The sequence below is a fragment of the Achromobacter sp. 1011811831 genome (assembly GCF_059760905.1).
Genome location: NZ_JCBANG010000057.1, coordinates 1 through 22784, shown reverse-complemented (window position 1 = coordinate 22784; position 22784 = coordinate 1). Strand labels below are relative to the sequence as shown.

Annotated in this window: 20 protein-coding genes and 1 pseudogene; 9 read left to right on the top strand and 12 right to left on the bottom strand. The window is 68.6% G+C overall.

Annotation, left to right across the window (positions count from 1 at the left end):
- The first annotated feature begins 44 nt into the window (after positions 1–44).
- Both AC6LJ9_RS20000 and AC6LJ9_RS19995 read left to right on the top strand, forming a co-directional pair.
- Positions 45–758, top strand: a complete 714-nt coding sequence (locus AC6LJ9_RS20000) for a Crp/Fnr family transcriptional regulator (protein WP_498148947.1) — start codon at positions 45–47, stop codon at positions 756–758.
- Between the two features lie 150 nt (positions 759–908).
- Positions 909–1658: a TehB-like domain-containing protein gene (locus tag AC6LJ9_RS19995; protein WP_498148946.1), complete on the top strand. Its 750-nt coding sequence runs from the start codon at positions 909–911 to the stop codon at positions 1656–1658.
- Positions 1659–1670: 12 nt separating this feature from the next.
- Here the strand turns inward: AC6LJ9_RS19995 and AC6LJ9_RS19990 are convergent, their stop codons facing one another.
- The 3 genes from AC6LJ9_RS19990 to AC6LJ9_RS19980 form a co-directional block, all read right to left on the bottom strand.
- Positions 1671–2114, bottom strand: a complete 444-nt coding sequence (locus tag AC6LJ9_RS19990; RefSeq protein WP_498148945.1) for a CopD family copper resistance protein — start codon at positions 2112–2114, stop codon at positions 1671–1673.
- A gap of 168 nt (positions 2115–2282) precedes the next feature.
- On the bottom strand, positions 2283–3104 hold the full coding sequence (locus tag AC6LJ9_RS19985; RefSeq protein WP_498148944.1) for a DUF4377 domain-containing protein: 822 nt from the start codon (positions 3102–3104) through the stop codon (positions 2283–2285).
- A gap of 420 nt (positions 3105–3524) precedes the next feature.
- Complete coding sequence (locus AC6LJ9_RS19980) at positions 3525–3740, bottom strand: hypothetical protein (protein ID WP_498148943.1); 216 nt, start codon at positions 3738–3740, stop codon at positions 3525–3527.
- 223 nt (positions 3741–3963) lie between these two features.
- Here AC6LJ9_RS19980 and AC6LJ9_RS19975 point away from each other — a divergent pair, with 223 nt between their 5' ends.
- The 3 genes from AC6LJ9_RS19975 (at position 3964) to AC6LJ9_RS19965 (ending at position 11333) form a co-directional block, all read left to right on the top strand.
- Positions 3964–5103 (top strand): hypothetical protein, encoded by a 1140-nt coding sequence (locus AC6LJ9_RS19975; RefSeq protein ID WP_498148942.1) that lies wholly within the window; start codon positions 3964–3966, stop codon positions 5101–5103.
- A gap of 61 nt (positions 5104–5164) precedes the next feature.
- Positions 5165–6313, top strand: a complete 1149-nt coding sequence (locus AC6LJ9_RS19970) for a hypothetical protein (RefSeq protein ID WP_498148941.1) — start codon at positions 5165–5167, stop codon at positions 6311–6313.
- Positions 6314–6332: 19 nt separating this feature from the next.
- Entirely contained in the window at positions 6333–11333 is a 5001-nt protein-coding gene (locus AC6LJ9_RS19965) for an RHS repeat-associated core domain-containing protein (protein WP_498148940.1), read from the top strand.
- Positions 11334–11366: 33 nt separating this feature from the next.
- On the opposite strand, the gene AC6LJ9_RS19960 is transcribed toward AC6LJ9_RS19965, so the two are convergent.
- Positions 11367–13277, bottom strand: a complete 1911-nt coding sequence (locus AC6LJ9_RS19960; protein ID WP_498148939.1) for an esterase/lipase family protein — start codon at positions 13275–13277, stop codon at positions 11367–11369.
- Positions 13274–14311 (bottom strand): Lnb N-terminal periplasmic domain-containing protein, encoded by a 1038-nt coding sequence (locus AC6LJ9_RS19955; RefSeq protein ID WP_498148938.1) that lies wholly within the window; start codon positions 14309–14311, stop codon positions 13274–13276. The genes AC6LJ9_RS19960 and AC6LJ9_RS19955 overlap by 4 nt, the downstream gene beginning before the upstream one ends.
- Before the next feature lie 175 nt (positions 14312–14486).
- On the opposite strand from AC6LJ9_RS19955, the gene AC6LJ9_RS19950 reads away from it, so the two are divergent.
- Complete coding sequence (locus AC6LJ9_RS19950) at positions 14487–15419, top strand: hypothetical protein (RefSeq protein WP_498148937.1); 933 nt, start codon at positions 14487–14489, stop codon at positions 15417–15419.
- Positions 15420–15483: 64 nt separating this feature from the next.
- Here the strand turns inward: AC6LJ9_RS19950 and AC6LJ9_RS19945 are convergent, their stop codons facing one another.
- Together AC6LJ9_RS19945 and AC6LJ9_RS19940 are read right to left on the bottom strand one after the other, a co-directional pair.
- Entirely contained in the window at positions 15484–16542 is a 1059-nt protein-coding gene (locus AC6LJ9_RS19945; protein ID WP_498148936.1) for a GGDEF domain-containing protein, read from the bottom strand.
- A 104-nt stretch (positions 16543–16646) separates the two neighbouring features.
- Entirely contained in the window at positions 16647–17567 is a 921-nt protein-coding gene (locus AC6LJ9_RS19940; protein ID WP_498148935.1) for a LysR substrate-binding domain-containing protein, read from the bottom strand.
- Between the two features lie 101 nt (positions 17568–17668).
- On the opposite strand from AC6LJ9_RS19940, the gene AC6LJ9_RS19935 reads away from it, so the two are divergent.
- The 3 genes from AC6LJ9_RS19935 to AC6LJ9_RS19925 all read left to right on the top strand — a co-directional run bounded on the left by AC6LJ9_RS19935 (position 17669) and on the right by AC6LJ9_RS19925 (position 19242).
- The gene (locus AC6LJ9_RS19935; protein WP_498148934.1) at positions 17669–18496 is read left to right on the top strand and encodes an aminotransferase class IV family protein; all 828 of its coding nucleotides are present in this window, start codon (positions 17669–17671) and stop codon (positions 18494–18496) included.
- Between the two features lie 66 nt (positions 18497–18562).
- Complete coding sequence (locus AC6LJ9_RS19930) at positions 18563–18934, top strand: tRNA-binding protein (protein ID WP_212317974.1); 372 nt, start codon at positions 18563–18565, stop codon at positions 18932–18934.
- Positions 18935–18942: 8 nt separating this feature from the next.
- Entirely contained in the window at positions 18943–19242 is a 300-nt protein-coding gene (locus AC6LJ9_RS19925) for a hypothetical protein (protein ID WP_498148933.1), read from the top strand.
- Between the two features lie 141 nt (positions 19243–19383).
- Here the strand turns inward: AC6LJ9_RS19925 and AC6LJ9_RS19920 are convergent, their stop codons facing one another.
- The 5 genes and pseudogenes from AC6LJ9_RS19920 to AC6LJ9_RS19900 all read right to left on the bottom strand — a co-directional run.
- Entirely contained in the window at positions 19384–19983 is a 600-nt protein-coding gene (locus AC6LJ9_RS19920) for a nitroreductase family protein (protein ID WP_103272973.1), read from the bottom strand.
- Between the two features lie 250 nt (positions 19984–20233).
- Positions 20234–20596 carry a cupin domain-containing protein gene (locus tag AC6LJ9_RS19915; protein ID WP_498148932.1) on the bottom strand — a complete coding sequence of 121 codons (363 nt, stop codon included), beginning with the start codon at positions 20594–20596 and terminating at the stop codon, positions 20234–20236.
- Positions 20597–20701: 105 nt separating this feature from the next.
- On the bottom strand, positions 20702–21517 hold the full coding sequence (locus tag AC6LJ9_RS19910) for an AraC family transcriptional regulator (protein ID WP_498148931.1): 816 nt from the start codon (positions 21515–21517) through the stop codon (positions 20702–20704).
- Positions 21518–21594: 77 nt separating this feature from the next.
- Positions 21595–22314 carry an RNA polymerase sigma factor gene (locus AC6LJ9_RS19905; RefSeq protein WP_498148930.1) on the bottom strand — a complete coding sequence of 240 codons (720 nt, stop codon included), beginning with the start codon at positions 22312–22314 and terminating at the stop codon, positions 21595–21597.
- Positions 22315–22413: 99 nt separating this feature from the next.
- Positions 22414–22784, bottom strand: a pseudogene (locus AC6LJ9_RS19900) (filamentous hemagglutinin family protein); the annotation flags it as partial.

Below are 22784 nucleotides of genomic sequence, written 5' to 3'. Positions count from 1 at the left end.
TTGTTATCGTTTAAGATTCTCCCATTCCCCCCGAAAGACCCAGAATGACAAATATCAATCCGTCCGGGCCGCTACCGACGGACCTGCTCGCGCGGCATCCCCTGCTGCGGGACCTGCCCTCGCCAAGCGACGTGGCCGCGCAGCTGCTGCGCGGCGCGGCTCCGCTGCGCGCCGAGTCCGGCCAGATCCTGTTCGACGAAGGCGACGAGGCGCGCCACTACCTGCTGGTCGCCGCCGGCCAGGCCGAGGTCATGCGCTACGGCTACAACGGCGATGAACGCGTGTTCCGCGTCTTCGAGCCGGGCCAGCTGATGGCCGAGGCCGCCATGTTCATGCCGCACGGCCGCTATCCCATGCAGGCGCGGGCGCGCGCCGGCTTCCTGGGCTGGCGACTGGGCCGCGCGGAACTGCACGAGGCCTGCCGGCGCTGGCCCGACCTGGCGCTGACCTTGCTGGCCAGTCTGAGCAAGAGCCTGTACGACCAGGTCAACAAGGTGGACTGGATGACCTCCAGCACCGCGCCCGAGCGACTCGCCCACTACCTGATGGACCTGCACGCGCGCCAGGGCGGCACGGTGACGCTGCCCTTGAGCCAGCGCCAGCTGGCCGCGCACCTGGGCATCCGCGCCGAAACCCTGAGCCGGCTGCTCAATGACTGGCAGGCGCAAGGCCACATCAGCGGCAAGCGCCGCGAATGGGCGCTGCGCGATCCGGCGCATCTGTCCAGGCTGGCGACGCTGGCGCGGCGGCCGTTCTGAAGCCTGGCCGGCCGGTTGCGCCGTCCGCGGGCGGCGTCAGCGCCGCCGCGGTCATCGGCGCATGCGCCGCCACGCTCCAATGACCTGGATCATCGGAGCGCAGCGACAAGGCGCCGGACAATGGGGGCCGACACCGAACCCGGCCGCCTCATGCTCCCTCCCCCTTCCGCCCCGCCGCCCGACCATCCCATCACCGAAGACGACATCCGCCTGCTGGTCCATCGCTTCTACGACCGGGTCCGCCAGGATCCGACGCTGGGACCGATCTTCCAGGCCCGCGTGGCGGACTGGGATCATCATCTGGCCATGCTGTGCGATTTCTGGTCGGCGCTGCTGCTGGGCACGCGGCGCTTCAAGGGCGCGCCGATTCCGGCGCACGCGCGGCTGCCTGATCTGTCCTGGCCGCTGTTCCAGCGCTGGCTGGCCCTGTTCCACGACGTCACCGCCGCCATGGCGCATCCGACGCTGCAGGCCCAGGCCGACGCCACGGCCGAACGCATCGCGGCCAAGCTATGGAATGTGTGGCAACAGCGGCAGGCCGCGCCCGGCGCGCCGGGCATGACGGATGGCCTGCCGCCCGGCCTGTCCGCCGTCCTGCCCGCCGGCGTGACGCCTTATCGCGACAGCCCGGTCTTCACGCCCGACAACCTGCCAGCCGCGCTGCGCGGCGCGCATACGACCAAGGCCGGCGCCTGGGGGCTGTTGAAGGTCCACGCGGGCGTGCTGCGATATGCGCTGGACGATGCGCCGCACACCGAGGCCGTGCTGACGGCGGGCCAGCAGGTGCTGATCGAGCCGCAGGTCAGGCACCATGTGGCGTTCGAATTGCCGGGAAGTTTTCAGATCACGTTTTGCCGAGAGGACGGCAAGGCGGCGCCCGATGGCGAGCCGACGCGCTAGGCGGGCGCGCGCTCACCACGCCGCATGAAACATCGCCTTGGCCAGCACCACGATCAGCACCATGTGGCAGAACACGCTGACATGCATGCGCCGGCTCAGCGCCCCGCTCAGGCGTTGCCGCCGCGCCAGCGTCAACGCCGTGATCACATGCGCCAGCACGCTCAGCGCCAGCGCGATCTTTAGCGACAGCAGGACGCCGAAGGGCGAGCCGAACGGATCCGCCAGCGCGCCGCGATACTGCCAGGCCATTCCCAGCCCCGCCAGGTACAGCACGACCACCGACCAGGGCAGCACCGCCCGCACGCGCGGCCCGAGCTGGCCGCCCAGCGCCTTGCGCACGTCGGCGGGCAGGCGCTTATGCACCGGTTCCAGGAACAGCACTTCGAAGGTCACCGTGCCGACAAAGAGAAAGGCGGCCAGCAGGTGCAGGATGAGGAGCAGGGGATAGGCGTTCATGGCGTCATTTGATTCTGACACCCGCGCGCCATGCGTGGACATGACGAAGATCAAGCCGCCCGACGCCGGCTGCCGAAAACCATGATGGGCAGGCGCCCGGAAACGTCAAAGGCCGGACGTGGGGTTCCGTCCGGCCTTTGACGGGCCGCATTGCGGCCGGCGGCGAGTTTACTTCGGTTTCTTGCCCGACATGTCCTGCTCCACCACCATGTCCAGCACATAGACCTTGGACGGTGCGTCGGCGGGCGGGTTCTTCCAGTCGTATTGCTTCACGCGCAGCACGGTGCGCACGCCGTCGCGGTGCTCGTAGCCGTCGATCGACTGGTACAGCGGATGCCACTTGTCGGTCGTCGGCTGCTGCACGCCGGACTCGCTGTAGCGGCGCTCGCGCACTTGCAGGCATTGGTAGTTGGGGATCAGCGGGTGGCTGCACTTGACGCGCTTGGCGGCCACTTCCAGGAACATGGTCTCGCCCTTGCTGCCGTAGCGGGTCTCGGGCGTGGGCTCGCCGGTGAACTTGAGCACGGCGCCGTCCTGGGCGACCAGTTGCAGCACGGGTTCGGGCGCGTCGGTGGCGACCGAGGCGCGCAGGTCGCCCTTGATGCGCTGGCCGACTTCGGTGTCCAGCGCCATCAGGCTGGGTTCGCAGGCCTTCATGGTGGCGGCCAGCTGCGCCACCTGCAGCACGCCCTTGTCATAGCGGTAGCCGCCGAACTGCGTGTTGCAGCCGCCGGTGATGCTCAGGCCCTGCTCGGTGAAGGACAGGCGCAGGCGATTGTCGATGCCCTTTTGCAGCGCGGCGATGGGCTTGCCCGAGGCGTCGACGGCCGAGGCCAGGTGCCAGTAGTAGGCGGACAGCGTGGCCTGGGAGGCGGCGGACGGGGCGGTGGCGGACATGGGGGACGCTCCTTCGCGAGTGGAGTTGGACGCCGGGGCGCAGGCCTGGAGCAAGGCGGCGCAGACGGAAGCGAGAAGAATGGTTTTTTTCATGGTTCGCTCTTATTCAGCCGGGGGTTATTGATGGAGACGGCATTCTACGTACGCGTGGTGGACGAATCGGGCTGGCGGACCGTCAGGTCGTTTCAGGATCTTGCAAACGCCGAACGCAGCGCGAGCCTGCGTGAAGCTTGCCACAGGACGCCGCTACGGGGGCATGCGGACGCCATCGAGGCGGCGCAGCGGGCCTTGGGCGGCGCATGCGCCAGACACCTTATGCAACGTTTGCATCGCATGTTCTCAACTCCTTGCATCCATCGCCGGCGACGGCGCGGGTCTCGCGCGGCATGCCACGCGCGGCCACGGGATTTCGTCGTGATTCAGGTCGGCCTTGCATGCACCGCCCAATAATCAGCCGGCTTTCACATAAGACTCGAATTATTATTGAAATAAATCAAACCGCGATGCCGTGATTTATTTTTCACCCATCGACAGCCGCCCACGCCCACAGAATACCGGCGCGGCGAAACAAGGCCGCATATCAGCCATTTCATTATTCATCGATGGCAGGGCCATGCCGCGCGCGTGATTCGCGGCATCCTCCCCGCAAATCCGTCCTCCGCACAACCCAGCAATGGCGCGGCTCTTCAGCAACTTTAATGAAATCCCGAAGATCGCAACGATGCGCATTGCCCATCCCGCCCACGCCGCTGCCCGATCCGCGACGCCCGCCTTTTTTGATTGCTTTAAAAATCGCAGTTATCCAAACCAGATTCTTCAATAATAAATCCATAGCCCGACGCCGCGCGTGAATGCTATAAGCACTGCACCGGTAAGCCCTGCCGGAAAATAAAAACCCGGCAATTTAAGTGCTCCGGAATCCGCTAAAGCGTTATTACGCAAAGGAGTTCCCATGAAGGAGACAGTGTTGGATCACGGCGGCAGCGCCGCGAAGCTCGGCCCATGGACCAAACTCGATACGCTCGACATCGAGTTCGCTGACGATGGCAATCCCGGCGGCGGCCGGATCTACAAAAACGGCTACCAACAGATCGTGGTGCTGCTGACGGTCAAGCCGCTGGATGCCGCCAACCATCCGCTCACCGAGCAGAATTCCCCAGGCATCACCGCGCAGGTGCGCGCCGCCCTCGGCCTGGTGAGCTACGCCGACGCCAGCCCGCTTCAGGCCGTCGCGCCCGGCGTCATGGGCTCGCACTGGTGCTACACCGACAAGCCCAATGGCTTCACCACCGGCAGCGCGATGAACGTAATGCTCTACAGCCGCAAGGCGCAGGACGACGACGCGCTGCAATTCCTGCTGTATGTGATGTGCCCGCCGGCCGAGCACGCGGCGACCATCGCGATCGCGGCGCTGGTGAATGTGCCGAACGCGAATGGCGACGGCAGCTATCCGGTGACCACGCGCGGCGCGCAGCCCAACGATTTTCCCAAGCAGCTCGTGTCCATCACGGCCGTTCCGCCCATGCGCTACACGGACGCCAACACCGCGCTGACGCCGTTCCAGGCCTATCAGGATCCCGACAACGGCGTGAACCGGAAGATGGTGGCCCGCAATTATGTGTTCGCCAGCCGCGAGCCGGGCCACGAATTCATCCGCTTCGACATCGCCCCCGCCAGCGTGGGCTTGTATTGGCATGCCTTCGACGAGAAAAGCGCGTACCAGCAGTCCGGGGAATCGTTCAAGCGCTACCGCAAGTTCAACCTCGCCTATGCCTGGAGCAGCGCCAGCCCGGCGCAGGAACAGGTGTTCGGCATGCGCGAGCAGGCCAGCGGCGCGCAGCGCTGGTGGCCGGTCAGCGTCAACCAGGAAAGCGATTCCATGTACTTCACCGTGGCCGAGTACGACGCCACGCTGGGACAAGGCCGTGGCTTCGGCTATCCCGGTTCGCCGGTCAACGACGCGACGCCGGCCAACGGCGGCAAGAGCGGCGTGTATTTCACCGCCTGGGACCAGTACGGCAATGCCGGCGACTTCACGCCGGAGACGGCCGGCCTGCTGGACGATTTCAAGGTGAAGCCCGGCAGGTCCTGATTTCCCTTCGCACGACCCGGCGCAGTTCCTGAATGGCATTACCCAGAATACGGAGAAGACCATGCAAGATTTCGTGTCGAAAGAAGCGATTCCCCAAGGCTATACCCTGATTTCCTCGGCCGTGGCCAACTGGGCAGGCCTGGACAAGCTGTCCGTCCAGTTCACCGACGACCCCCACGCCACCGGCGCCAACCTGTACCGCAACGGCCGCAACCAGGTCGGGGTGACCGTGGAGCTGCGCGCGGTGGACCGAAGCGGCGACTGGATCATGCCCGACGCCGACCTGACGCAGCAGATTTTCAATTCGCTGTACCTGGTGGACTGGAGCAGCCTGGCGGCGCTGAACTGGAAAAGCAGCCAGAGCAACAACTGGATCTATACCGACGCCCGCAACGATTTCCTGACCACGCCGTCCAGCGGGTCGGGTGCCTATGTGCTGACGCAGCACCGCTCGCGCTACACCATCGGCGATGACGGCACCATTTCCTACCAGTTCTACGTCATGTGCCCGTACAACGAATCGCTGACCAGCATCGGCATCGCCGCGCAGGTCAGGAACGTGCCGGACGGCTATGGAGGGCGCCAGAACATCGATTGCGCGGGCAAGACCAGCGGCATCGCCCGCAGCACGGTCACGCTCAGGGCGGCCGAGCCGCGCAATTTCTCGTCCTCGGAGCTGGCCTACGTGCAGACCCGCATCATCGTGGACGGCGACGCGCCCAGCAACCACAAGAATTCAAAGAACTGGCTCTTCGAATACCAGTGGACCACGCCGCCCGACTTTCCCATCCACAGCGTGGACTGGGCCAGCGGCGAAAACTGGTCGGCCAACACGTATTTCCAGTGCGGCAATCCCAAGAAGGGCTATCTGTGGATGGCCGGCGGCCGCATCCACCGGCCCAGCAACCAGTACGGCGACTACAACGGCAACACCATGGGATACCTGATGTCCTGCTACCTCTATAGCGGCGAGGTCGACCGCCCCTTCACGGTATCCACGCCCAACAACGCCATCAAGCTCACCCGCTTCATCACCGGCAACTACTCCTACATCGACGGCGACGCGTCCAACTTCAACCGGACGGAAGCGCACAGCGTGAAGGTGACGGACATCTACGGCACGGTGCGCTGGCTGATCTTCCAGGCCTTCGCCTCCGCCGTCGAAACCGACCGTCCGCCGATCACCAGCTACGTGGATCGGTCCGCCTGATCTTGCCCGGAGCATTTCCATGGACGACTTCTATTCCCAGGCCTTCAACTTCGCGACCGCGGTGCAGGGCGGCGTGGATATGCGCACGGGCCTGTTCAACATCAGCATCCCGCTCTTGCAGATACACGGCAACGACAACCTCGGCCCCACCCTGCCGCTGGCGCTGAGCTATACGCCGCTGAACGCGGTCGACGCGGGCCTGGGCATCGGCTGGACGCTGGGCCTGAGCCGCTATGACCGCAAGGCGAAGCGGCTGTCGCTGTCCAGCGGCGAGCAGTACATGGTGCAGGAGTCGCCGGACTCGGTAAGCCTGCGTCAGCAGAAACTGGACAGCCTGCGCTTCGAAAAGCGCGGCGACGGCTACCGCGTGCTGCGCAAGACCGGCGAAGTCGAAATCCTCAGCGGCCCGGACCTGGCCAACGACATCAAGGTGCCGCTCAAGCTGTATTCCCCGCTGGGCCACCAGCTGGAGCTGGAATGGGATCTGACCCAGGCGCCGCCACGGCTGCTGTCGGTGCGGGACGAGCGCCAGCATGTGTTCCTGCGGATCGCCTATCCCGACGGCGGCACCCGCAGCCAGACCACCTTGCAGGTCTGGCCCGACACCGTCGAGGCCTACGAGATCACGCTGTCGTTCCAGAACGGCTACCTGAAGCAGCTGCGACACGGCGGCGCCGAACCGGCGCTGGACTGGACCTTCGACTACGAGAGCGTGGGCGGCCGCAACCTGATCACGAAGATCACCGCGCCCACCGGCATGGTGCAGCGCGCGCTGTATCAGCGCGACGCACAGCGCTTTCCGTCCGCCTCGACGCTCAAGACCGCGCTGCCCGCCGTCAAGCGATATATCCAGCAACCGGGCGCCGGGCAGCCGGACCTCGTCACCGACTACGCCTATTCCTCCTACAACTACCTGGGCTACGGCGGCCAGGGCGGCGCGTGGAAATCGGACTCGGATTATCTGTACGGCGTGCTGACCGGCTATGAATACTGGTGCCGCGCCACCACCGGCGACAGGCGCGTGACACAGCACTACAACAGCTTCCATCTGCTGGTTCGGGTGGAGACTCAGGAGGACGGCTGCGAAACCCTCGCCGAAACGCAGTACTACGCCGAAAAAGGCACGCCGTTCGAGCAGCAGCCCAGACAGTTCCAGCTGCCCAAGCGCGTGCAGACCACCTATCGCAACGACGAGTACCAGACGCGCACCGAGGAAACGCTCACCGAATTCGACGCGCATGGCAATCCCACCCGCCGCCTGACGCCCGACGGCACGCTCACGCAGTGGGAATACTATCCCGACGCGGGCGAGGCCGGCATGGCGCCGGCCGAACCGAACGGCCTGGTGCGGCTGCTCAAGCAACAATCGGTGCTGCCGCCGCAGGACCTGGGTCCGACGCCGCTGCGCGCCACGCAGTACCGCTATGCCGCCATCGCCACGACGCCGCGCAGCCACGGCGACGTGGCCTTTCCGGCCGCCGTCCAGGTGCGCGAGGACACGCTGGCCGACGGCCGGCTGCTGGCCAGCCGGACCACCGCGTACCAGGCCGACACCGCCTCGCAGGAACTGGGCCGCATCCTGCGGATCCAGGACAGCCTGCCTGCCCGGGACGGCCCTTACGTCAACACCCATGAATTCAGCTTCGTGTTCGACGGCGACCAGTCCATCCAGACGGTGGACTACCGCACGCACGACGGCCTGGTCACCCGCAGCGGACAGGTCCAATCACGCTGGACCGGACGGGTCTGGTCGGCCACCGACGCGCAGGGCAACGTCGCGCAATACAAGTACGACAGGCTGGGCCGCCTGACGCGCAGCCTGCGCAATCCCGGCACGCCCTACGAGAGCATCAACGCCTACCGCTACCTCGAAGACGAGGACGGGCTGCCCGTGACGCTGGCGATCGACCCGGCCGGTAACCAGACGCGCACGCTGTTCGACGGCCTGGGCCGGCAGATCCGGCAAGAGCAGAAGGCCCGCGACGCGCAGGCATGGACGCCGGTCTCCACGCAAGGCTATGACGACAGGGGCCGCCTGAGCGTCACGACGGCCTGGGACGCGGTGCCCAGGGATGGCGGCGCGCCGCGCTCGCTACAGGCCACGCAGACCCGGACCTACGACGGCTGGGGCCAGGTCGAGAGCATCGCCCACAGCAATGGCTACCGCCTGCTGACCCGCTACGACCCGGTGGCGCGCAGCGCCGAGACCCGGCTGGACGGCGAAGGACAAGGCTCGCGCCGGACCCGCTACAACGCCCAGGGCAAGCCGGTGCGCGTCGAGCGCCTGGACGCTGCCGGCGCGGTGGACGGCGTCATCGTCAACGACTACAACGGCCTGGGCTGGCTCATCCGCAACCGCGACGAGCTGGGCCGCGAAACCCGCTACAAGTACGACGACTGGGGTCGCCCGATCCTCGTCACCCTGCCGGACGGCGCCAAGGTGGCCAGGCGCTATGCGCCCGACGCCACCAGCGCGGACGCGATTGCCTCGATCGAGGTGAACGGCGCCAGCCAGGGCACGCAGCGCTTCGACGGCCTGGGCCGGCGCCGGAGCAGCAGCAACGGCCAGCGCCAGTATGCCTATGACTATGACCGGGACTGCGACCCCGCGCCATCGCGCGTCACGGGCCCGGACGGCGCGGTGATCCGGTACGACTACATCGCCGCCCTGGACAACGCGGTCGGGCGCGTCAGCGTCGGCGACTGCGTGCAGACCTTCGACTATGACCCGGCCATGGGCTGGCTGACCGGCGCCGATGAGTCAGGCGCGGGCTATCGAAGCGGCTACGCCGCGCGCCACGACACCCTGGGTCTGCTGTGCGAGGAAACGTTCAGCGGCGGCAATGCCAGCGTGCGCGTCGCCAGCGGCGACTACACGGCCAATGGCCTGCCGCTGTCGTATGTCGACGTATCCGAGGGGGCCGAATCATGGGACTACGACGACATGGGCCGGCCCGCGCGGCTGCGCAACAGCCATGTCGACATCGCCCTGCGCTACGACGCGCTTGGCCGCGTCCACCAGCGCGACGTCACGGACCGTCAGACGGGCGCCGCGCTGGCGCTGACGCTGGACTACGACGAATTCAACCGCGAATCAGGACGCGAGCTGAAATCCGGCGGGGAAACCTGGAAGATCCACCGCCGCTACCATGCCAACGGCCAGCTGCGCGAGCGCGAAACCTGGCGCGGGTCCAGCCTGGCGCGCCGCGAGCAGTACGAGTACGACGCGCGCAACCGCCTGCAACGCTACCAGTGCATCGGCGACGCCAGCCATCTGCCGCGCGATCCCTACGGCAAGCCGATATCGCAGCAGACATTCCGCTATGACGCGGTGGACAACATCGTCGAATGCAGGACCGAATTCGACGGCGGCAGCGATACCGCCCTGTTCCTGTACGACTCCACCGATACCAATCAGCTTGCCGAGGTCCGGCACAGCCATCCGGCCTATCCCCCCAGCATCAAGCTGGACTATGACCATTGCGGCCGCCTGATACGCGACGAGGCGGGACGCAAGCTGGGCTATGACCCATTGGGGCGGCTGGCCAGCGTGGAGGGTGGCGGCGTCCGCGGCGCCAGCTACCGCTACAACGCGCTGAACCAGCTGGTGGCCCAGCTGGCCGGGCCGGACGACACGCGCGATCTCTATTACCGCGATGGCAGCCTGGCCAACGAGATCCGCCGGGAAAGCGGGCACAAGACCCGCTACATCCGCGCGGGCGCCAGCTGCGTGGCGCAGCGCCGCGACGGCACGGGCGCCGGCGCGGGCACCACCCTGCTGGGCACCGATGCGCAGCGCAGCGTGATCCTGGCGCAGCAGGGCGGCGCCACCCGCGCCTGCGCCTACTCGCCCTACGGCCACCGGCCCGCCAGCGACGATGCGCTGTCCGCGCTGGGCTACAACGGCGAGCGCGTGGATCCGGTCAGCGGCGCCTATCACCTGGGCAACGGCTACCGCGCCTACAACCCCGTGCTGATGCGCTTCAACGCGCCGGACAGCCTCAGCCCCTTCGGCGCCGGCGGCATCAATCCCTATGCCTATTGCGTGGGCGACCCAATCAACCGCGGCGATCCCAGCGGCCATCTCAGCTGGCAGGCCTGGCTGGGCATCGGCCTGGGCATCGTCGGCATCGTCGCCACGGTCGCCACCTTCGGCGTGGCGGCGGCGCCCTTGCTGGCGACCGAAGGCGTGGTGGCGGCGGCCACCGCCGGCATATCGGCGGTCGGCGTGGTCGGCGGACTGGGGCTGGCGGCCGACGTGACCGCCATCGTCGGCGGCGCGCTGGAATCGGCCAGCCCGACAGCCTCGGCCATCCTGGGCTGGAGCTCGCTGGCCTTCGGCCTGCCCGGCATGATCACGGGCGCGGCCGGCCTGGTCCGGGCGGCGGGCCGCCTGCTGCCGGCCGCGGGCGAGGCCGCCGGGGAAACCGCCCGCGTGGTCCACGGCGTGCAGACCGAAACCGACCATCTGGTGACGCTGGGCGGCGAAGCCAGGAATTTCCGGCACTATAACGAGGCCGGCACCGGCGGTATCGGCCTGTTCGAGGATTCCCCCACCATAGGCAGGACCCAGGGCAGGCGCCTGAACGTGGTCTCGCACGGCATCCCGGGCATGCTGCGGGTGCAGACCGCCAACCGCACATGGACGAGCCTGACCGCCCCCTCGCTGGTCAGTCTGTTAGAGCGCAGCGTCCCCGACCTGGCCGAGTACGACAGTGTGCGCGTGATCGCCTGCAGCTCCGCCACGCCGACCGAGAGCGGCGCCACGCTTGGGCAAGGACTGGCGAACCTGCTGCGCAGGGACGTGGAGGCCTATCACGGGCCGGTCAGGATGGACAGCAGAATGCACAACGTGCTGGTCGACGCGTCCCTGCCTTCCGGGATCTGGCACGACCGGCCCACGCTCCGGAACCTGAACATCGAAGGAGATCGCGCCACGTTCAGCCCTCGGAGGGCGGGTACCAGGGCGGAACCCATGGAAATCGGTCCCTTCCCGGACGAACCCATGGATATGAGCTGAACGCCGGACCGGCGCCGGCGCTGACCGGTCGCCCTACTTCGCCGCCCCCAGATGCTCGCGCAGCACCCGCCGGATCTCCAGGATGGCCTCCGGCGCTTCCTGCACGCTGTGCGTGTACGGAATCACCGCTTCCGACGCCGCGCCGTCCAGGTGCGCGCTGTGATACGTGACGAAGCCGTCGGTGGATTCCTCCAGCGGCGCGTCCGGCTTGTCGGTGGCGACAATGCTGTGGAACGTCACGTCGGGCGAGATCGGCATCTGCGGCAGCAGCTGGATGAACGGGTCCTTGGGACTCAGGCTGTCCACGCCGTTGGGGATGTAGTAGGGCTCGCCGCCGGGCATTTCACCGCCTTCGGCGCGCTGGCTCATGCGGGCGAACTTGCGCAGCACGGTGGCCGGCAGCGTGATCAGGTTCGAGGCCCAGCGCGCCAGCCGGTGCTCGGCGAAGTCGGTGCCGCGATGCGGCGTGGCGATGAAGACGGCGCGGGTGATGCCGTGGAAAGGCTCGAAGCGCATCATGTCGCCGAACTCGGCTTCGGCCTCGGCCATTTCCTCGGGCGTGAACGAGCGGTATTCCTGCAATGCCTTCCACAGCACGTCGCCCGACGAGGACACCATCAGACGGCTCAGGATGCCGCCCATGCTGTGACCGATGACGACCATGTCGCGCGAGGCGCGCGCCGTGCCCATTGGGTCGAAGTGTTCCAGCGTGCGCCGCAGCGCCTTGCGGATCTCGGCGTTGTTGTAGGGCAAGGGCGCGTTGGTCGGGTAGTAGACCTGCCAGATCTGGTAGCCGCGCCGCAGCACCTCATCACCCAGCACTTCGTTGGCCGTGTTGATCCAGGCCTCGGGGCTGCTGGCCAGGCCGTGCAGCATGACGATGATGCGGCGGTCGGGGTCGTAGGGCTGCAGCAGGTAGATATGCGGCTCGGCCAGCCCGTCGGACGTGCCGATGGTGTTGCGCAGCGCCTGCGTGGCGAAGCCCGAGCGCGCCAGCCACAGGCCGTAGCCCGACGTGAAGTTGGCGGCAAGCGGCACCGAGATGCCGCCCAGCGATACGTAGTAGCGCCGATACGGATCCGAGACCGTGAAGGCGGCGTCGTGCGTCTCCAGGATCTGGGCCAGCGTGCGGCCCTTGAAGGACAGGATCACCGACAGCGCCGGGAACGGGGTTTCGCTATAGGGTTTCTCGAAGGTGTCCTTGTCGTTGACGCTGCGCGCCATGACGGCGACCAGCTCGGCGCCGAAGCCGTCGCGCCGGTACATGCTGCGCAGGCCGCTGAAGGTCAGCGTGGACGCCGGGATCAGCTCGTAGGGCGTGGTCTTGCCGCCGGGCAGGCGCACCTCGTCCAGCAGGAAGTGGATGTCCCAGTCGCCGATGCGGCCGCTCTCGCCGCCGCGCGCGGCATCGGCCTTGGGCGCGTCGCGGTAGTGCGAGAACAGACGCGTGACGGACTGCTGCACCGCGTAGTTGTAGTAGTCGCGCACCTGGGTCTGGCGGTCCTCGAAGGCGCGCTCGGCCGGCGGGCGCGGCGAGTGGAACAGGTAGGCGTAGGCGTAGCGCGCGCTTTGCAGGTAGGCGTCCAGCAGCTCGTCGCGGTCGGTCGCGGCGACGGGGCGCTGGCGTTCCAGCTCCACCGCGTGCAGCAGCCAGACCTCGGACAGCGTGGACAGCTGGCGCTCGGTGTCCAGGCCGTCGCTGCCGCGCAGCGCGCTGGTGCAGTTGAGCGCGGACGCGCGGCATTTGTCGGCGTCCAGGCCCAGCACGGCCAGCGCCTCGCTGGCGGCAGCGCTGAGCTTGCCGGTGGTGAGCACGTCGCCGCGCCGCTGGGCGATGTAGTCCTGCGTGCTGACGGACGCGACCTTGACGCCGGCGCAGCCGGCGGTCGCCAGGATCAGCAGCAGCGCGGCGCAGCGCGCGACGAGCCCGAGGGAATGCTTCATGGTCGGGGGGACAGGAAAGGTTCGCGTATGGCTTGCGAGAACGCCGGCGTGTTGCCGGCCCGGGCCGCGCGCGCAGTGATGTCGGCATCGCGCCGGATCGCGTCCAGCGGGCGGCTGGCGTCCAGGCCGCCGTGTTCATACAGGTATTCGGGCAGGTAGCCGGACAGCAGGAGGCGGTAGTCGACCGGCAGGCCGGGCACGATGGCGCGCACCATCTGGTAGATGATGGTGGTGCAGTTGGCGGTGACCGTGTGATAGAAGCGCGGTTCGGCGCGCAGCGCATTGGCCGTGTCCACATAAGACAGGAACAGCGCGCGCATGGCCTCGGGCGGCATGCGGATGGGGTAGATCGACACCGTTTCGCCGCGCACGGCGGTGCGCACCCGCACGATGTCGCGCTCGTCGGCGGCGATCACGCTCAGTTCGAACTGCTTGAAGAAGCCGCCCAGCTCGGAGAACTGCTCGCCGCGCTCCTTGCGGATCTCGACCGAGAACACCACGCGCTGGCCATCGTCGAAACCGAAGGACACCAGGGTGTGGGCGATGGCCGGCATGCCCCAGGTGGACAGGATCATGTCCACGCTGCGCAGCCGGCTCAGGTCGTAGTCGCGGGTGTCCCAGCGGGCGTCGTAGTCGGCGTCGCCGCGCCAGTCGAAGTTGCGCACGTCTTGCAGGCGCACGTGGTCGCCCTGCACCGTGCCCCGCGGCATGCGGCTCACCTCGTCGGCCCAGTCGCGGTCGTTGGACGGCCGCAGCGTGTGCCACCAGACCAGCAGCGCGATCACGACCAGCGCCCAGCCGGCCCACCAGCGGCGGCCGGCGCGCCAGGGTCGGCCGGCGATCAGCAGGCACAGCAGCCAGAGATGCAGCGCGGTCCAGGCCGCCACGGCCACGCCGCGCGCCGCCGCGCCGCCGGGAAACTGGAACCACAGCGCGCCGGCGCCCCAGGCGGCCAGCGGCAGCAGGCAGACGCCGGCCAGCAGGCGCAGCCAGGGGGAAGGACGGCGATAAACGGTGTTCGAGGCGTGGGGCATGACAAACAGATCAAGGCGCCGGGACGGATGATGCGCCGACGGACTCGCCGGCGGAAAATCGGCGCTACCGAATATAGCGCCATATCGTGAAGGAACGGGCCGCGCGCGGCGGCCCGCCGGCCGCCTCTACAATCTGCCATCCCCACGGCCTGCCTTTGCTTCGGATCCTCTCATCATGCGCCTGCGCCCCGCCGCCCTGTTGCCCCTGTCGCTGGTCCTCGCCCTGTCCTGCGCCCAGGCCCAGACCACGGTCAAATCGCTGGACCAGGTGCGCGACGTCATCCAGACCGACGCGGCCAGGCAGATGTTCGACCAGCAGATGTCGGGCAAGCCCGCGCCGGACGGTTTCGGCACGGCGCTGCCGGCGGGCTTCACGGCGGACTTCCTGCTGCGGCAGCTGGCTCCCGGCCAGCCGGCGGACCGGCTGGTGCTGGCCGGCGCCAAGCCCTGGCCGCAGCGCGCGCGCGCCTACGTCGGCATGGTCTGCCTGGCGGCCTCGGCCGAGGCGGCGGCGCAGTCGGCCAAGTACTCGCGCAACGAATGCGTGGCCTTGTCCGGCAGCGAGGGCGATCAGAAGTCCGTGTGGTTCGGCGTGTTCGAAACCGGGGCGGACGGCGCGCCGGCGCTGGTCGCGCGCACCGAGGGTCCGGTCTCCGCGCAAACGGACTGGGATGGCTCCAACATCGATCCGCCCATCGACCTGGCGATGCAGGACGCGGGCAAGCCCATGCTGGCCGCGCCGCAAAGCTGGAAGCGCTTCGACCTGGCACGCTACCAGATCCGCCCGGACGAAACCGCCTTCGGCGTGCGCGCCGGCTGGAGCGAGGGCTATTCCGGCGGCGGCGCCGATTTCGAGGCGCTGTACCTGTTCCGCATCGAGGGCCGCGCGCTGCGCGTGGTGTTCGCCCAGCCGATGGCGTTCTACAAGATGCTGGCCGGCGACTGGAACCCCGACGGCACGCGCGAGCATATCGAATCGGACGCGAGCAACACGCTGTCCCTGCTGCCCGGCAAGACCGATGGCTACTTCGACATCCAGCTGCGCCAGCAGAAGGGTGTCTGGAAGCAGACGTTGAAGTGGTCGGCGGCTGCCGGCAGATACGAATAGTCGCGGCTCGGGACACAGGGCGCGGAACGCGCACGAGCGGCGCCGGACGCCGCCCGCCGTGCTTTCAATGCATCACGCGCGCGCCCTTGCGCGCCCGCTTGACCACATACATGCGCGTATCGGCCAGCCTGACCGCTTCCTCGGCCGTCAGGCCGCGCGGATCCAGCGCCACCACGCCGACGCTGGCGCCGTCGTAGGGCAGCGTGATCTCGCCCAGCTGGAAGTTGCCGAGCGTGGCCACCGCCGTGCGGTCCTCCAGCGCGCGCGCGGCCTCTTCGGCGTCGCCGCGCAGGATCTCGTGACCCATCGGCCCCGTGTCGCCGCGCGCCACGGCCGGCCCCGGGCCGATCAGCACGAATTCGTCGCCGCCCAGCCGGCCGAGCATGTCGGAAGCGCGCAGCGACGCGGCCAGCCGGCGTCCCATTTCCTGCAGGAAGATGTCGCCGTTCTGATGCCCGTGGGCATCGTTGATGGACTTGAATCCGTCCAGGTCGATCACGCCGACCAGGATGCTGCCGCCCTCGCGCAGCGCGCGGCCCTGCAGGCGCTCCAGCTCTTCGTAGATGGCGCGGCGATTGGGCAAGCCTGTGAGCGGATCGCTCAGCGCATACGACAGCAGCCGCACATTGGCCGAGCGTAGCTGCTCGACCAGCAGCTCGCGTTCCATGAAATTGGCGAGCATGGCGGAGAACAGCTTGAGCACGGCCTCGGCCTGCGGCGCGACGGCCTGCTGGCTGGCGCTGGCGCCGCACAGCGTGCCCAGCAGCGTGCCGTCACCAGCGCGCACCGGCGCGCTGACGTAAGTCTGGATGCCGAGCTTGCGCGCGGCCTCGGAGTCCGGCCAGCAGCTCGCGACATCGCTGGTGCTGGTGCGCCCTTCGTCCAGCGCGCGCTTGCACAGCGTGTCGGCCCAGGGCACGTCCATGCCTTCGGGGATCTGCATGCCGCCTTCATTGCGCGCATAGCGCACGTGCTGGACGCCGGCCTGCAGGTCGATCGAGGTGAGGTAGGTGGACTCCAGCCCGGTGATGGCCCCGAGCATGTCCAGCAACGGCCGCGCCAGTTCCTCGACGCTCTTGGCGTTGGGCAGGGTCGTCGACAATTCCGAGAGTATCCGGTCCACGGCGGTTCCTTTGCGAGAAGCTGGGGCGCGACGGCCATCTGCCGCGTGCGCGGGCCGGCCATGCGTGATTATGCACGGATGACGGCGCGCGCCGCGCGGCGATTTCAGGCATCGGAACGCCCCAATTCCGCCATCATCCAGTCGCGCAGCGCCGCCACGCCCGGCGCGTTGGCGCCGGATTCGGGATAGGCCAGGTGATAGGCATGGTCGCCGCCCGCCGTCACGCCCACATCGAACAGCTGGACCAGCCGGCCCTCGGCCAGCTCGCGTGCGACCAGCTCCCGCTCCACCAGGCCAACCGCGCCGCCGTCCATGACCGCCTGCGCCACATGGCTGGATTCCGTGAAGGCGACGCAGCCGCTGTCGTCGAAATCCGGCACGCCGGCGGCGGCCATCCACAACGCCCAGTTGGGCCAGACCACGCCGCCGGGCCGGCAATCCACGTAGCACAGCGTATGCGCGGCCAGGTCGCGCGGCAGGCGCGGCGCCGGGCCGGCTTCGAGCAGGCGCGGACTGCAGACCGGCACCACCACCGTGCTGAACAGCCGGTGCGTCACGACGCCGGGATAGCGGCCCGCGCCATATCGGATGGCCGCGTCCAGGTCATGGGCGTCGAAGTCGCGCAGCGCATCGCTGATATCGAAGCTCAGCTCCCATTGCGGATGCGCGGCGCGAAAACGCGGCAGGCGCGGCAGCAGCCAGTTCGTGGCGAAGCGCGCGCCCACTGACAGGCGCAGCGTCTGCTGGCCGCGCGCCAGCCGCCGCGCCCGGGCGGTGGCGCGGCGCAGGCCGTCCAACGCGTCGGCGGCGGCGCCGGCCAGCGCCTCGCCCGCCGGCGTCAGCCGGATGCTGCGGCTGGTGCGCGCGAACAGCGCCAGGCCGAGCTGCGCCTCGATGTCCTTGATCTGGTAGCTGACGGCGGCGGGCGTCAGGCCCAGTTCGTCGGCGGCGCGGCTGAAGTTCAGGTGGCGGGCGGCGGCCTCGAAGGTGCGCAGGGCCCGACCGGCGGGAAAGACGCGGCTCATGATCTTCAAATTTTGCTTGATGATGCTTCGAAAAATACTCGTTTCCCAGGGCTGCATCAATAAGGGATATTGAACGTCATTCCATCCCGTCCATACATCCCATGACGACAGATCCGCTTTCCCCGAATACCCGCTACGTATCCCAGGTCGACGGCCGGGACGCCGACGCCGCCGCGCTGGCGCCGCTGGCCTTCGCCGGCTATGCCCACTTCACCGCCCTGCAGATCCGCGACGGCCGCGCGCGCGGCCTGGACCTGCATCTGGCTCGGCTGCGGGCCGCTTCGCAGGCGCTGTACGGCCAGGCGCTGCCCGACGAGGAAGTCCTGGCCCGCTTGCGAGCCGCGATCCAGGCCGGGCCGCCGGACCTGTCGCTGACGGCCACGGTGTACTCCCCCGCCGGCGAATTCACCGTTGCCGGCCCCGACGCGCGCCCGCGCCTGCTGGTCCATACGGCGCCGCCCGCCAAGGGCCCTGCCGGTCCGCTGTCGCTGGCGCTGGTCGAGCACGAGCGCATGCTGCCCGGGGTCAAGCATGTGGGCGAAGTCGCCAAGACCTATCTGCTGCGCGAGGCCGCTGGCCAGGGCCACGACGACGCCGCCTTTGTCGATCGGCACGGACGGCTGAGCGAGGCCACGATCTGGAACCTGGCATTCTGGGATGGCGAATCCGTGGTGTGGCCACGGGCGGCGATGCTGGGCGGCACCACGATGGGCATCGTGCGCCGGCAGCTGGAGCGGCTGGGCGCGCCGCAGCGCGAGCAGGAACTGCAGGCCCAAGACTTGCGCGAGCTGAAAGGCGCCGTGGTGATGAACTCGTGGACGGCGGGCGTGCCCGTGCGGCGCATCGGCGCGACCGACGTGCCGGCGGCGCCCGGCTTCCTGGCGCTGCTGCATCGCGCCCACCAGGCCGAACCCTTGCTGCCGGTCTGAGGCCACGGCGGAGCGAAGGGGGATAATGCGGGCAGGTTTCCCCACGATTCATACAGAGAGATCCGCATGCATTACACGCAAGATCCCGCGTCCCCGCCTGCCGACGCCATCGGTTTCGACGACTTCATGAAGGTGGATATCCGCGTCGGCACGATCCAGACCGCCGAGGCCTTTCCCGAAGCGCGCAAGCCCGCCTACAAGCTGGCCATCGATTTCGGGCCGGGCGTGGGCGTGAAGAAAAGCTCGGCGCAGATCACCACGCACTACACGCTGGAAGAACTGCCGGGCCGGCGCGTGATGGCCGTGGTGAATTTCCCGCCGCGCCAGATCGGCCCGGTGCGCTCGGAGGTGCTGGTGCTGGGCTTCGCCGACGCGGCTGGCGACATCGTGCTGGCCGCGCCGGACGCGGACGTGCCGAACGGCGCGCGTCTGACCTGAGCCGCCCGATGCTTGCCGAAGAGAAAGCCGCCGCGTCCCGCTTCTTCGCCATCATGGCCGGCCTGATCGGCGCGGCCGGCGTTGTCGTCACGGTCTGGATGCTGGCCCAGAGCGGCGGCATGTTCCCGGGCCTGACACCCTGGCTGGCGGCGCTGGCCGCCACCGTGGCCAATGCACTGTGCCTGCCCTTCGTGGCGGGGTACTGGCATACGGCGGGCAGGCCGGCGGGCGCGCGCTGGCTGATGATCGCGCAGGGACTGGGCCTGCTGGCGTTCGGGCTGGTCTATCTCGCCAACCTGTCGTCCTGAACGCGCCGGCCTTGCGGCTCCCGATACGCGCCGCGCGGCCCGCAGCGCCAGGAACCGCGCCCAAAACAAAACCCGCGCCGTCTTTGTGGAGACGGACGCGGGTTTCGCGCAAGACCAGCGGGGGAGCATGCCCCCGCTTGCCTAGCCGGCCACGCGGAAGCGCTCGGCGTCGTCCATGAAGGCCTTTTCGCCAAAGCCGGCTTCGTTCGAACCGAACGGCATCTGCGCGCGCAGCTTCCAGCTGGCGGGAATGTTCCACTCGCGCGCCACGTCGGCGTCGACCAGCGGGTTGTAGTGCTGCAGGCTGGCGCCCACGCCGGCGTTGGCCAGCGCGGCCCAAACGGAAAGCTGGGCCATGCCGCCGGCCTGTTCCGACCAGACCGGGAAGTTGTCGGCGTACAGCGCGAACTTCTCTTGCAGGCTGCGGACCACGTCCTGGTCTTCGAAGAACAGGATGGTGCCGGCGCCAGCGGCGAAGCTCTTGAGCTTGGCTTCGGTCTTGTCGAAGCCTTCGGCCGGGGCGACCTTGCGCACGGCTTCGATGGCCAGATCCCAGAGCTTCACGCTTTCGGCGCCGAACAGCACCAGCGCGCGCGAGCTTTGCGAGTTGAACGACGAGGGGCTGTGCTTGACCGCGTCCTTGACCAGGGCGACCAGCTCTTCCTTGGACAGGGACAGGTTGCGGCCCAGCGCGTACTGCGTGCGGCGCTTCTTCAGCGCGTCGATATAAGCGTTGCTCATGAGAATATTGCCTTTCGACTGGTAGATAGAGAGTTCGATGTGGACGAATTCTACCGTCGGGCACATGACATGAACCACCGGAAAGGCATGTTCCGGCCGGAACAAACTGTTCTACCAATGGTATTAATCCCAGCTCGCTTTCATCACCGACAGGACAGCGCGCCGGCCCTGACCGGACCATGCCTGCGGACTTCCAGCGCCGTCCGGCCCCGGCCGCGCCAGGGCGTCGCCGCCGGCACGACGTTCCCGCCTAGATCCACACATCGTTCGGCGCGGTCCGCTCCCCTTCCTCGTCGCCGGTATTGCGCACCCCGCGCGGCTCGATCAGCAGGACACAGGCTTCGCGCTCGGCATGGGGCTTGTGTTCGACGCCGCGCGGCACCACCGCCATTTCCCCCGCCGCCAGCGTCACGGCGCCGTCGCGCAGATCGATGCGCAGCTCGCCGTCGATGACGATGAAGGTCTCGTCGGTATCGGCGTGCGAGTGCCAGACGAACTCGCCCTGGATCTTGACGAGCTTGAACTGGTAGTCGTTCATCTCGGCGATGACCTTGGGCGTCCATTGCTCCTTGATGAGGTCGAACTTGCGGGCGAAATTGATGGCGGCGGACATGCTGCAACTCCTGGAATGTGAAAACTCCAGGCTACCGGTCGGCGGGATAGCGGTCTTGTAAGATCGTGCAGCTTGGGCGGCCGCCTGCCCGGACCGCTACATGTCTCAGGCGCCCGCCCTCAGCATCGCCAGCCAGCGCCCCGGCGGCATGCCGTAGGCTGCCGAGAAATGACGGCTCATGTGGCTCTGGTCGGTGAATCCCGCGGCCAGCGCGGCCTCGGCCAGGCCCTGCCCCGCCAGCATCAGCCGGCGGCATGCATCCAGCCGACGCAGCGTGGCATAGCGATAGGGACTGACGCCGTACAGCGCGCGGAAATCGCGCGACAGGCTCCAGCGGTCGCGCCCGCTGGCCGCTTCCAGGTCCGCCAAGGTCAGCCGGCCGGCCAATCCATCATGGATGCGCTGGCGCGCCCGCTCGGCCGCGCCATAGTCGAACGCACGGCGACCGCCGCGCTGGCCGGCGACGGCGGCCAGCGCTTGCGCCAGATCGTAAAGCGCGTCCGCCTCTTCCAGCGGATCCAGGGGCTGGCTCATCGCCCGCAGCAGCGGCTCGACAGCGGCGCGCAGGCGCGGATCGTCAGACAGGCCGCCCTGCACGAAAGGCAGGGGCCGCCCGCCCAGCATGCGCTGCACCAAGGCGGGTTCGATATAGAGCATGCGATAGCGAAAACCCGCGTCGGTGCCAGCCTGGCCGTCGTGCGCCTCGTCCGGATGCAGCACCAGCGTGCCGCCGGGCAGGCTGTGGCGCAGTCCGCGCCGGTAGTGAAAGCTCTGCACGCCGGACAAGGTGCGGCCGATGGCATAGGTGTCGTGCCGATGCATCTCGTAGCCGCGGCCGCCGAAATAGGCCTCGATCCGTTCCAGCCCGGCGGTCTGCGGGGCGCGCGTCACCCAATCCTTTCGCCTGCCCTTGCCGTCCATGCGCTTGCCCCTGCCAGTCCATAGCCAGCAACAGGCCGGCCCTGGGCTCATCGTAGCAAGTCCACGCCCCCACGCCCCTAGCGGGCGGCGCCGGCCCGCCGTTCCAGTCCCTGCTCGCAATGCCTGAGCGCCTGCCGCAACGCCGTGTCGATCGTGCGCGTGGACAGGCCGAGCCACGCGGCCACGTCGTCGCGGCTGCGGCCCTCCACGCGCAACGCCACCAGCACCGCGCACTGGCGCCGCGACAGGCCGTCCATGGCGCGCGCCAGCGCGGCCAGCGCCGAACGCGATTCGGCCACTTGCTGCGGACCCGGCGCCTCGTCGGCCAACTCCACGCCCACGCTTTGCGGATCATCCAATGATTGCCATGGCGCCTGCTCGCGCAGCTGGTCCACCGCCAGGTGACAGGCCATGCGGAACACATAGGCGTCGTCGTTGATCACGTCTCCGGCCACCGGCCGTTCCAGGCGCAGCCAGGCGTTGTGCAGGCTGTCGCTGGCCAGGTCGGCACAGCCCAGCCGCCGCGCTAGGCGGCCGTGCAGGACGCTGTAGCGGTTCGCCAGGTGCGCGCGCAGGCGCGCGGCGGTGTCCGTGCCGGCGGGCGCATCAAGGCGCGCGCCGGCTTCGGGCGGGGCGAGCTGCGCGCCCAACAGCCCTGCGTAGCCGCCGGCCGCGCGTTCCCGCAGACAGCCCTGCTCCGCCTCGGACCAGCCGGTATTCCAGTCGCGCGAGCCCTGCCAGGCGGGCGGCAAGCCGGGGGCCGCCCGCCGGCCCGCGATAGACAAGGAGTGCATCATGTCCAGGTACTTTCCTGACCGGCGCGCCGCCATGCGCGCGCGCCGCGATGAAGAGAGGAACGGATGGGCGCGGCGCCGAAACCGCCGCGCCCGTCCGCGCTACAGCGCGCCCAGGTTGCCGCGCTCGCGTTCGGTCAGCTGGCGCTGCGCCTGGGCGGGCAATTCGCCCAGCCCCAGGACGCGGACCGCGCTGGCCGGATCGTAGGCGGCTGACGCGCCAGCCGATCCGCCGGCGGGCGCCTGCGTCGCGCCCTCGGCGCCCTCATTGCCGAAGCCCAGGATCTGCACCGAGATGATCGACGGCTGCGACTGGCGCGCGGCATTGCGCGAGCGGTTCGCCTCACTCTCGGCCGAGGCCGCCGCCGCGCCCGAGGCCGCGCTGGCCGAGCTGAGCGCCGAGGTGTTGACCGCCGCCGTCACCGGCACCCCGCTGCTGTTGCCCTGGGCCTGGATGTTGGCCGCGTTGACCA

Bases quoted from the DNA above. Each gene is read 5' to 3' on its own strand.
- AC6LJ9_RS20000 (WP_498148947.1), top strand. From the start codon at position 45: ATGACAAATATCAATCCGTCCGGGCCGCTACCGACGGACCTGCTCGCG.
- AC6LJ9_RS19995 (WP_498148946.1), top strand. From the start codon at position 909: ATGCTCCCTCCCCCTTCCGCCCCGCCGCCCGACCATCCCATCACCGAA.
- AC6LJ9_RS19990 (WP_498148945.1), bottom strand. From the start codon at position 2,114: ATGAACGCCTATCCCCTGCTCCTCATCCTGCACCTGCTGGCCGCCTTT.
- AC6LJ9_RS19985 (WP_498148944.1), bottom strand. From the start codon at position 3,104: ATGAAAAAAACCATTCTTCTCGCTTCCGTCTGCGCCGCCTTGCTCCAG.
- AC6LJ9_RS19980 (WP_498148943.1), bottom strand. From the start codon at position 3,740: ATGCGCATCGTTGCGATCTTCGGGATTTCATTAAAGTTGCTGAAGAGC.
- AC6LJ9_RS19975 (WP_498148942.1), top strand. From the start codon at position 3,964: ATGAAGGAGACAGTGTTGGATCACGGCGGCAGCGCCGCGAAGCTCGGC.
- AC6LJ9_RS19970 (WP_498148941.1), top strand. From the start codon at position 5,165: ATGCAAGATTTCGTGTCGAAAGAAGCGATTCCCCAAGGCTATACCCTG.
- AC6LJ9_RS19965 (WP_498148940.1), top strand. From the start codon at position 6,333: ATGGACGACTTCTATTCCCAGGCCTTCAACTTCGCGACCGCGGTGCAG.
- AC6LJ9_RS19960 (WP_498148939.1), bottom strand. From the start codon at position 13,277: ATGAAGCATTCCCTCGGGCTCGTCGCGCGCTGCGCCGCGCTGCTGCTG.
- AC6LJ9_RS19955 (WP_498148938.1), bottom strand. From the start codon at position 14,311: ATGCCCCACGCCTCGAACACCGTTTATCGCCGTCCTTCCCCCTGGCTG.
- AC6LJ9_RS19950 (WP_498148937.1), top strand. From the start codon at position 14,487: ATGCGCCTGCGCCCCGCCGCCCTGTTGCCCCTGTCGCTGGTCCTCGCC.
- AC6LJ9_RS19940 (WP_498148935.1), bottom strand. From the start codon at position 17,567: ATGAGCCGCGTCTTTCCCGCCGGTCGGGCCCTGCGCACCTTCGAGGCC.
- AC6LJ9_RS19935 (WP_498148934.1), top strand. From the start codon at position 17,669: ATGACGACAGATCCGCTTTCCCCGAATACCCGCTACGTATCCCAGGTC.
- AC6LJ9_RS19930 (WP_212317974.1), top strand. From the start codon at position 18,563: ATGCATTACACGCAAGATCCCGCGTCCCCGCCTGCCGACGCCATCGGT.
- AC6LJ9_RS19925 (WP_498148933.1), top strand. From the start codon at position 18,943: ATGCTTGCCGAAGAGAAAGCCGCCGCGTCCCGCTTCTTCGCCATCATG.
- AC6LJ9_RS19920 (WP_103272973.1), bottom strand. From the start codon at position 19,983: ATGAGCAACGCTTATATCGACGCGCTGAAGAAGCGCCGCACGCAGTAC.
- AC6LJ9_RS19915 (WP_498148932.1), bottom strand. From the start codon at position 20,596: ATGTCCGCCGCCATCAATTTCGCCCGCAAGTTCGACCTCATCAAGGAG.
- AC6LJ9_RS19910 (WP_498148931.1), bottom strand. From the start codon at position 21,517: ATGGACGGCAAGGGCAGGCGAAAGGATTGGGTGACGCGCGCCCCGCAG.
- AC6LJ9_RS19905 (WP_498148930.1), bottom strand. From the start codon at position 22,314: ATGATGCACTCCTTGTCTATCGCGGGCCGGCGGGCGGCCCCCGGCTTG.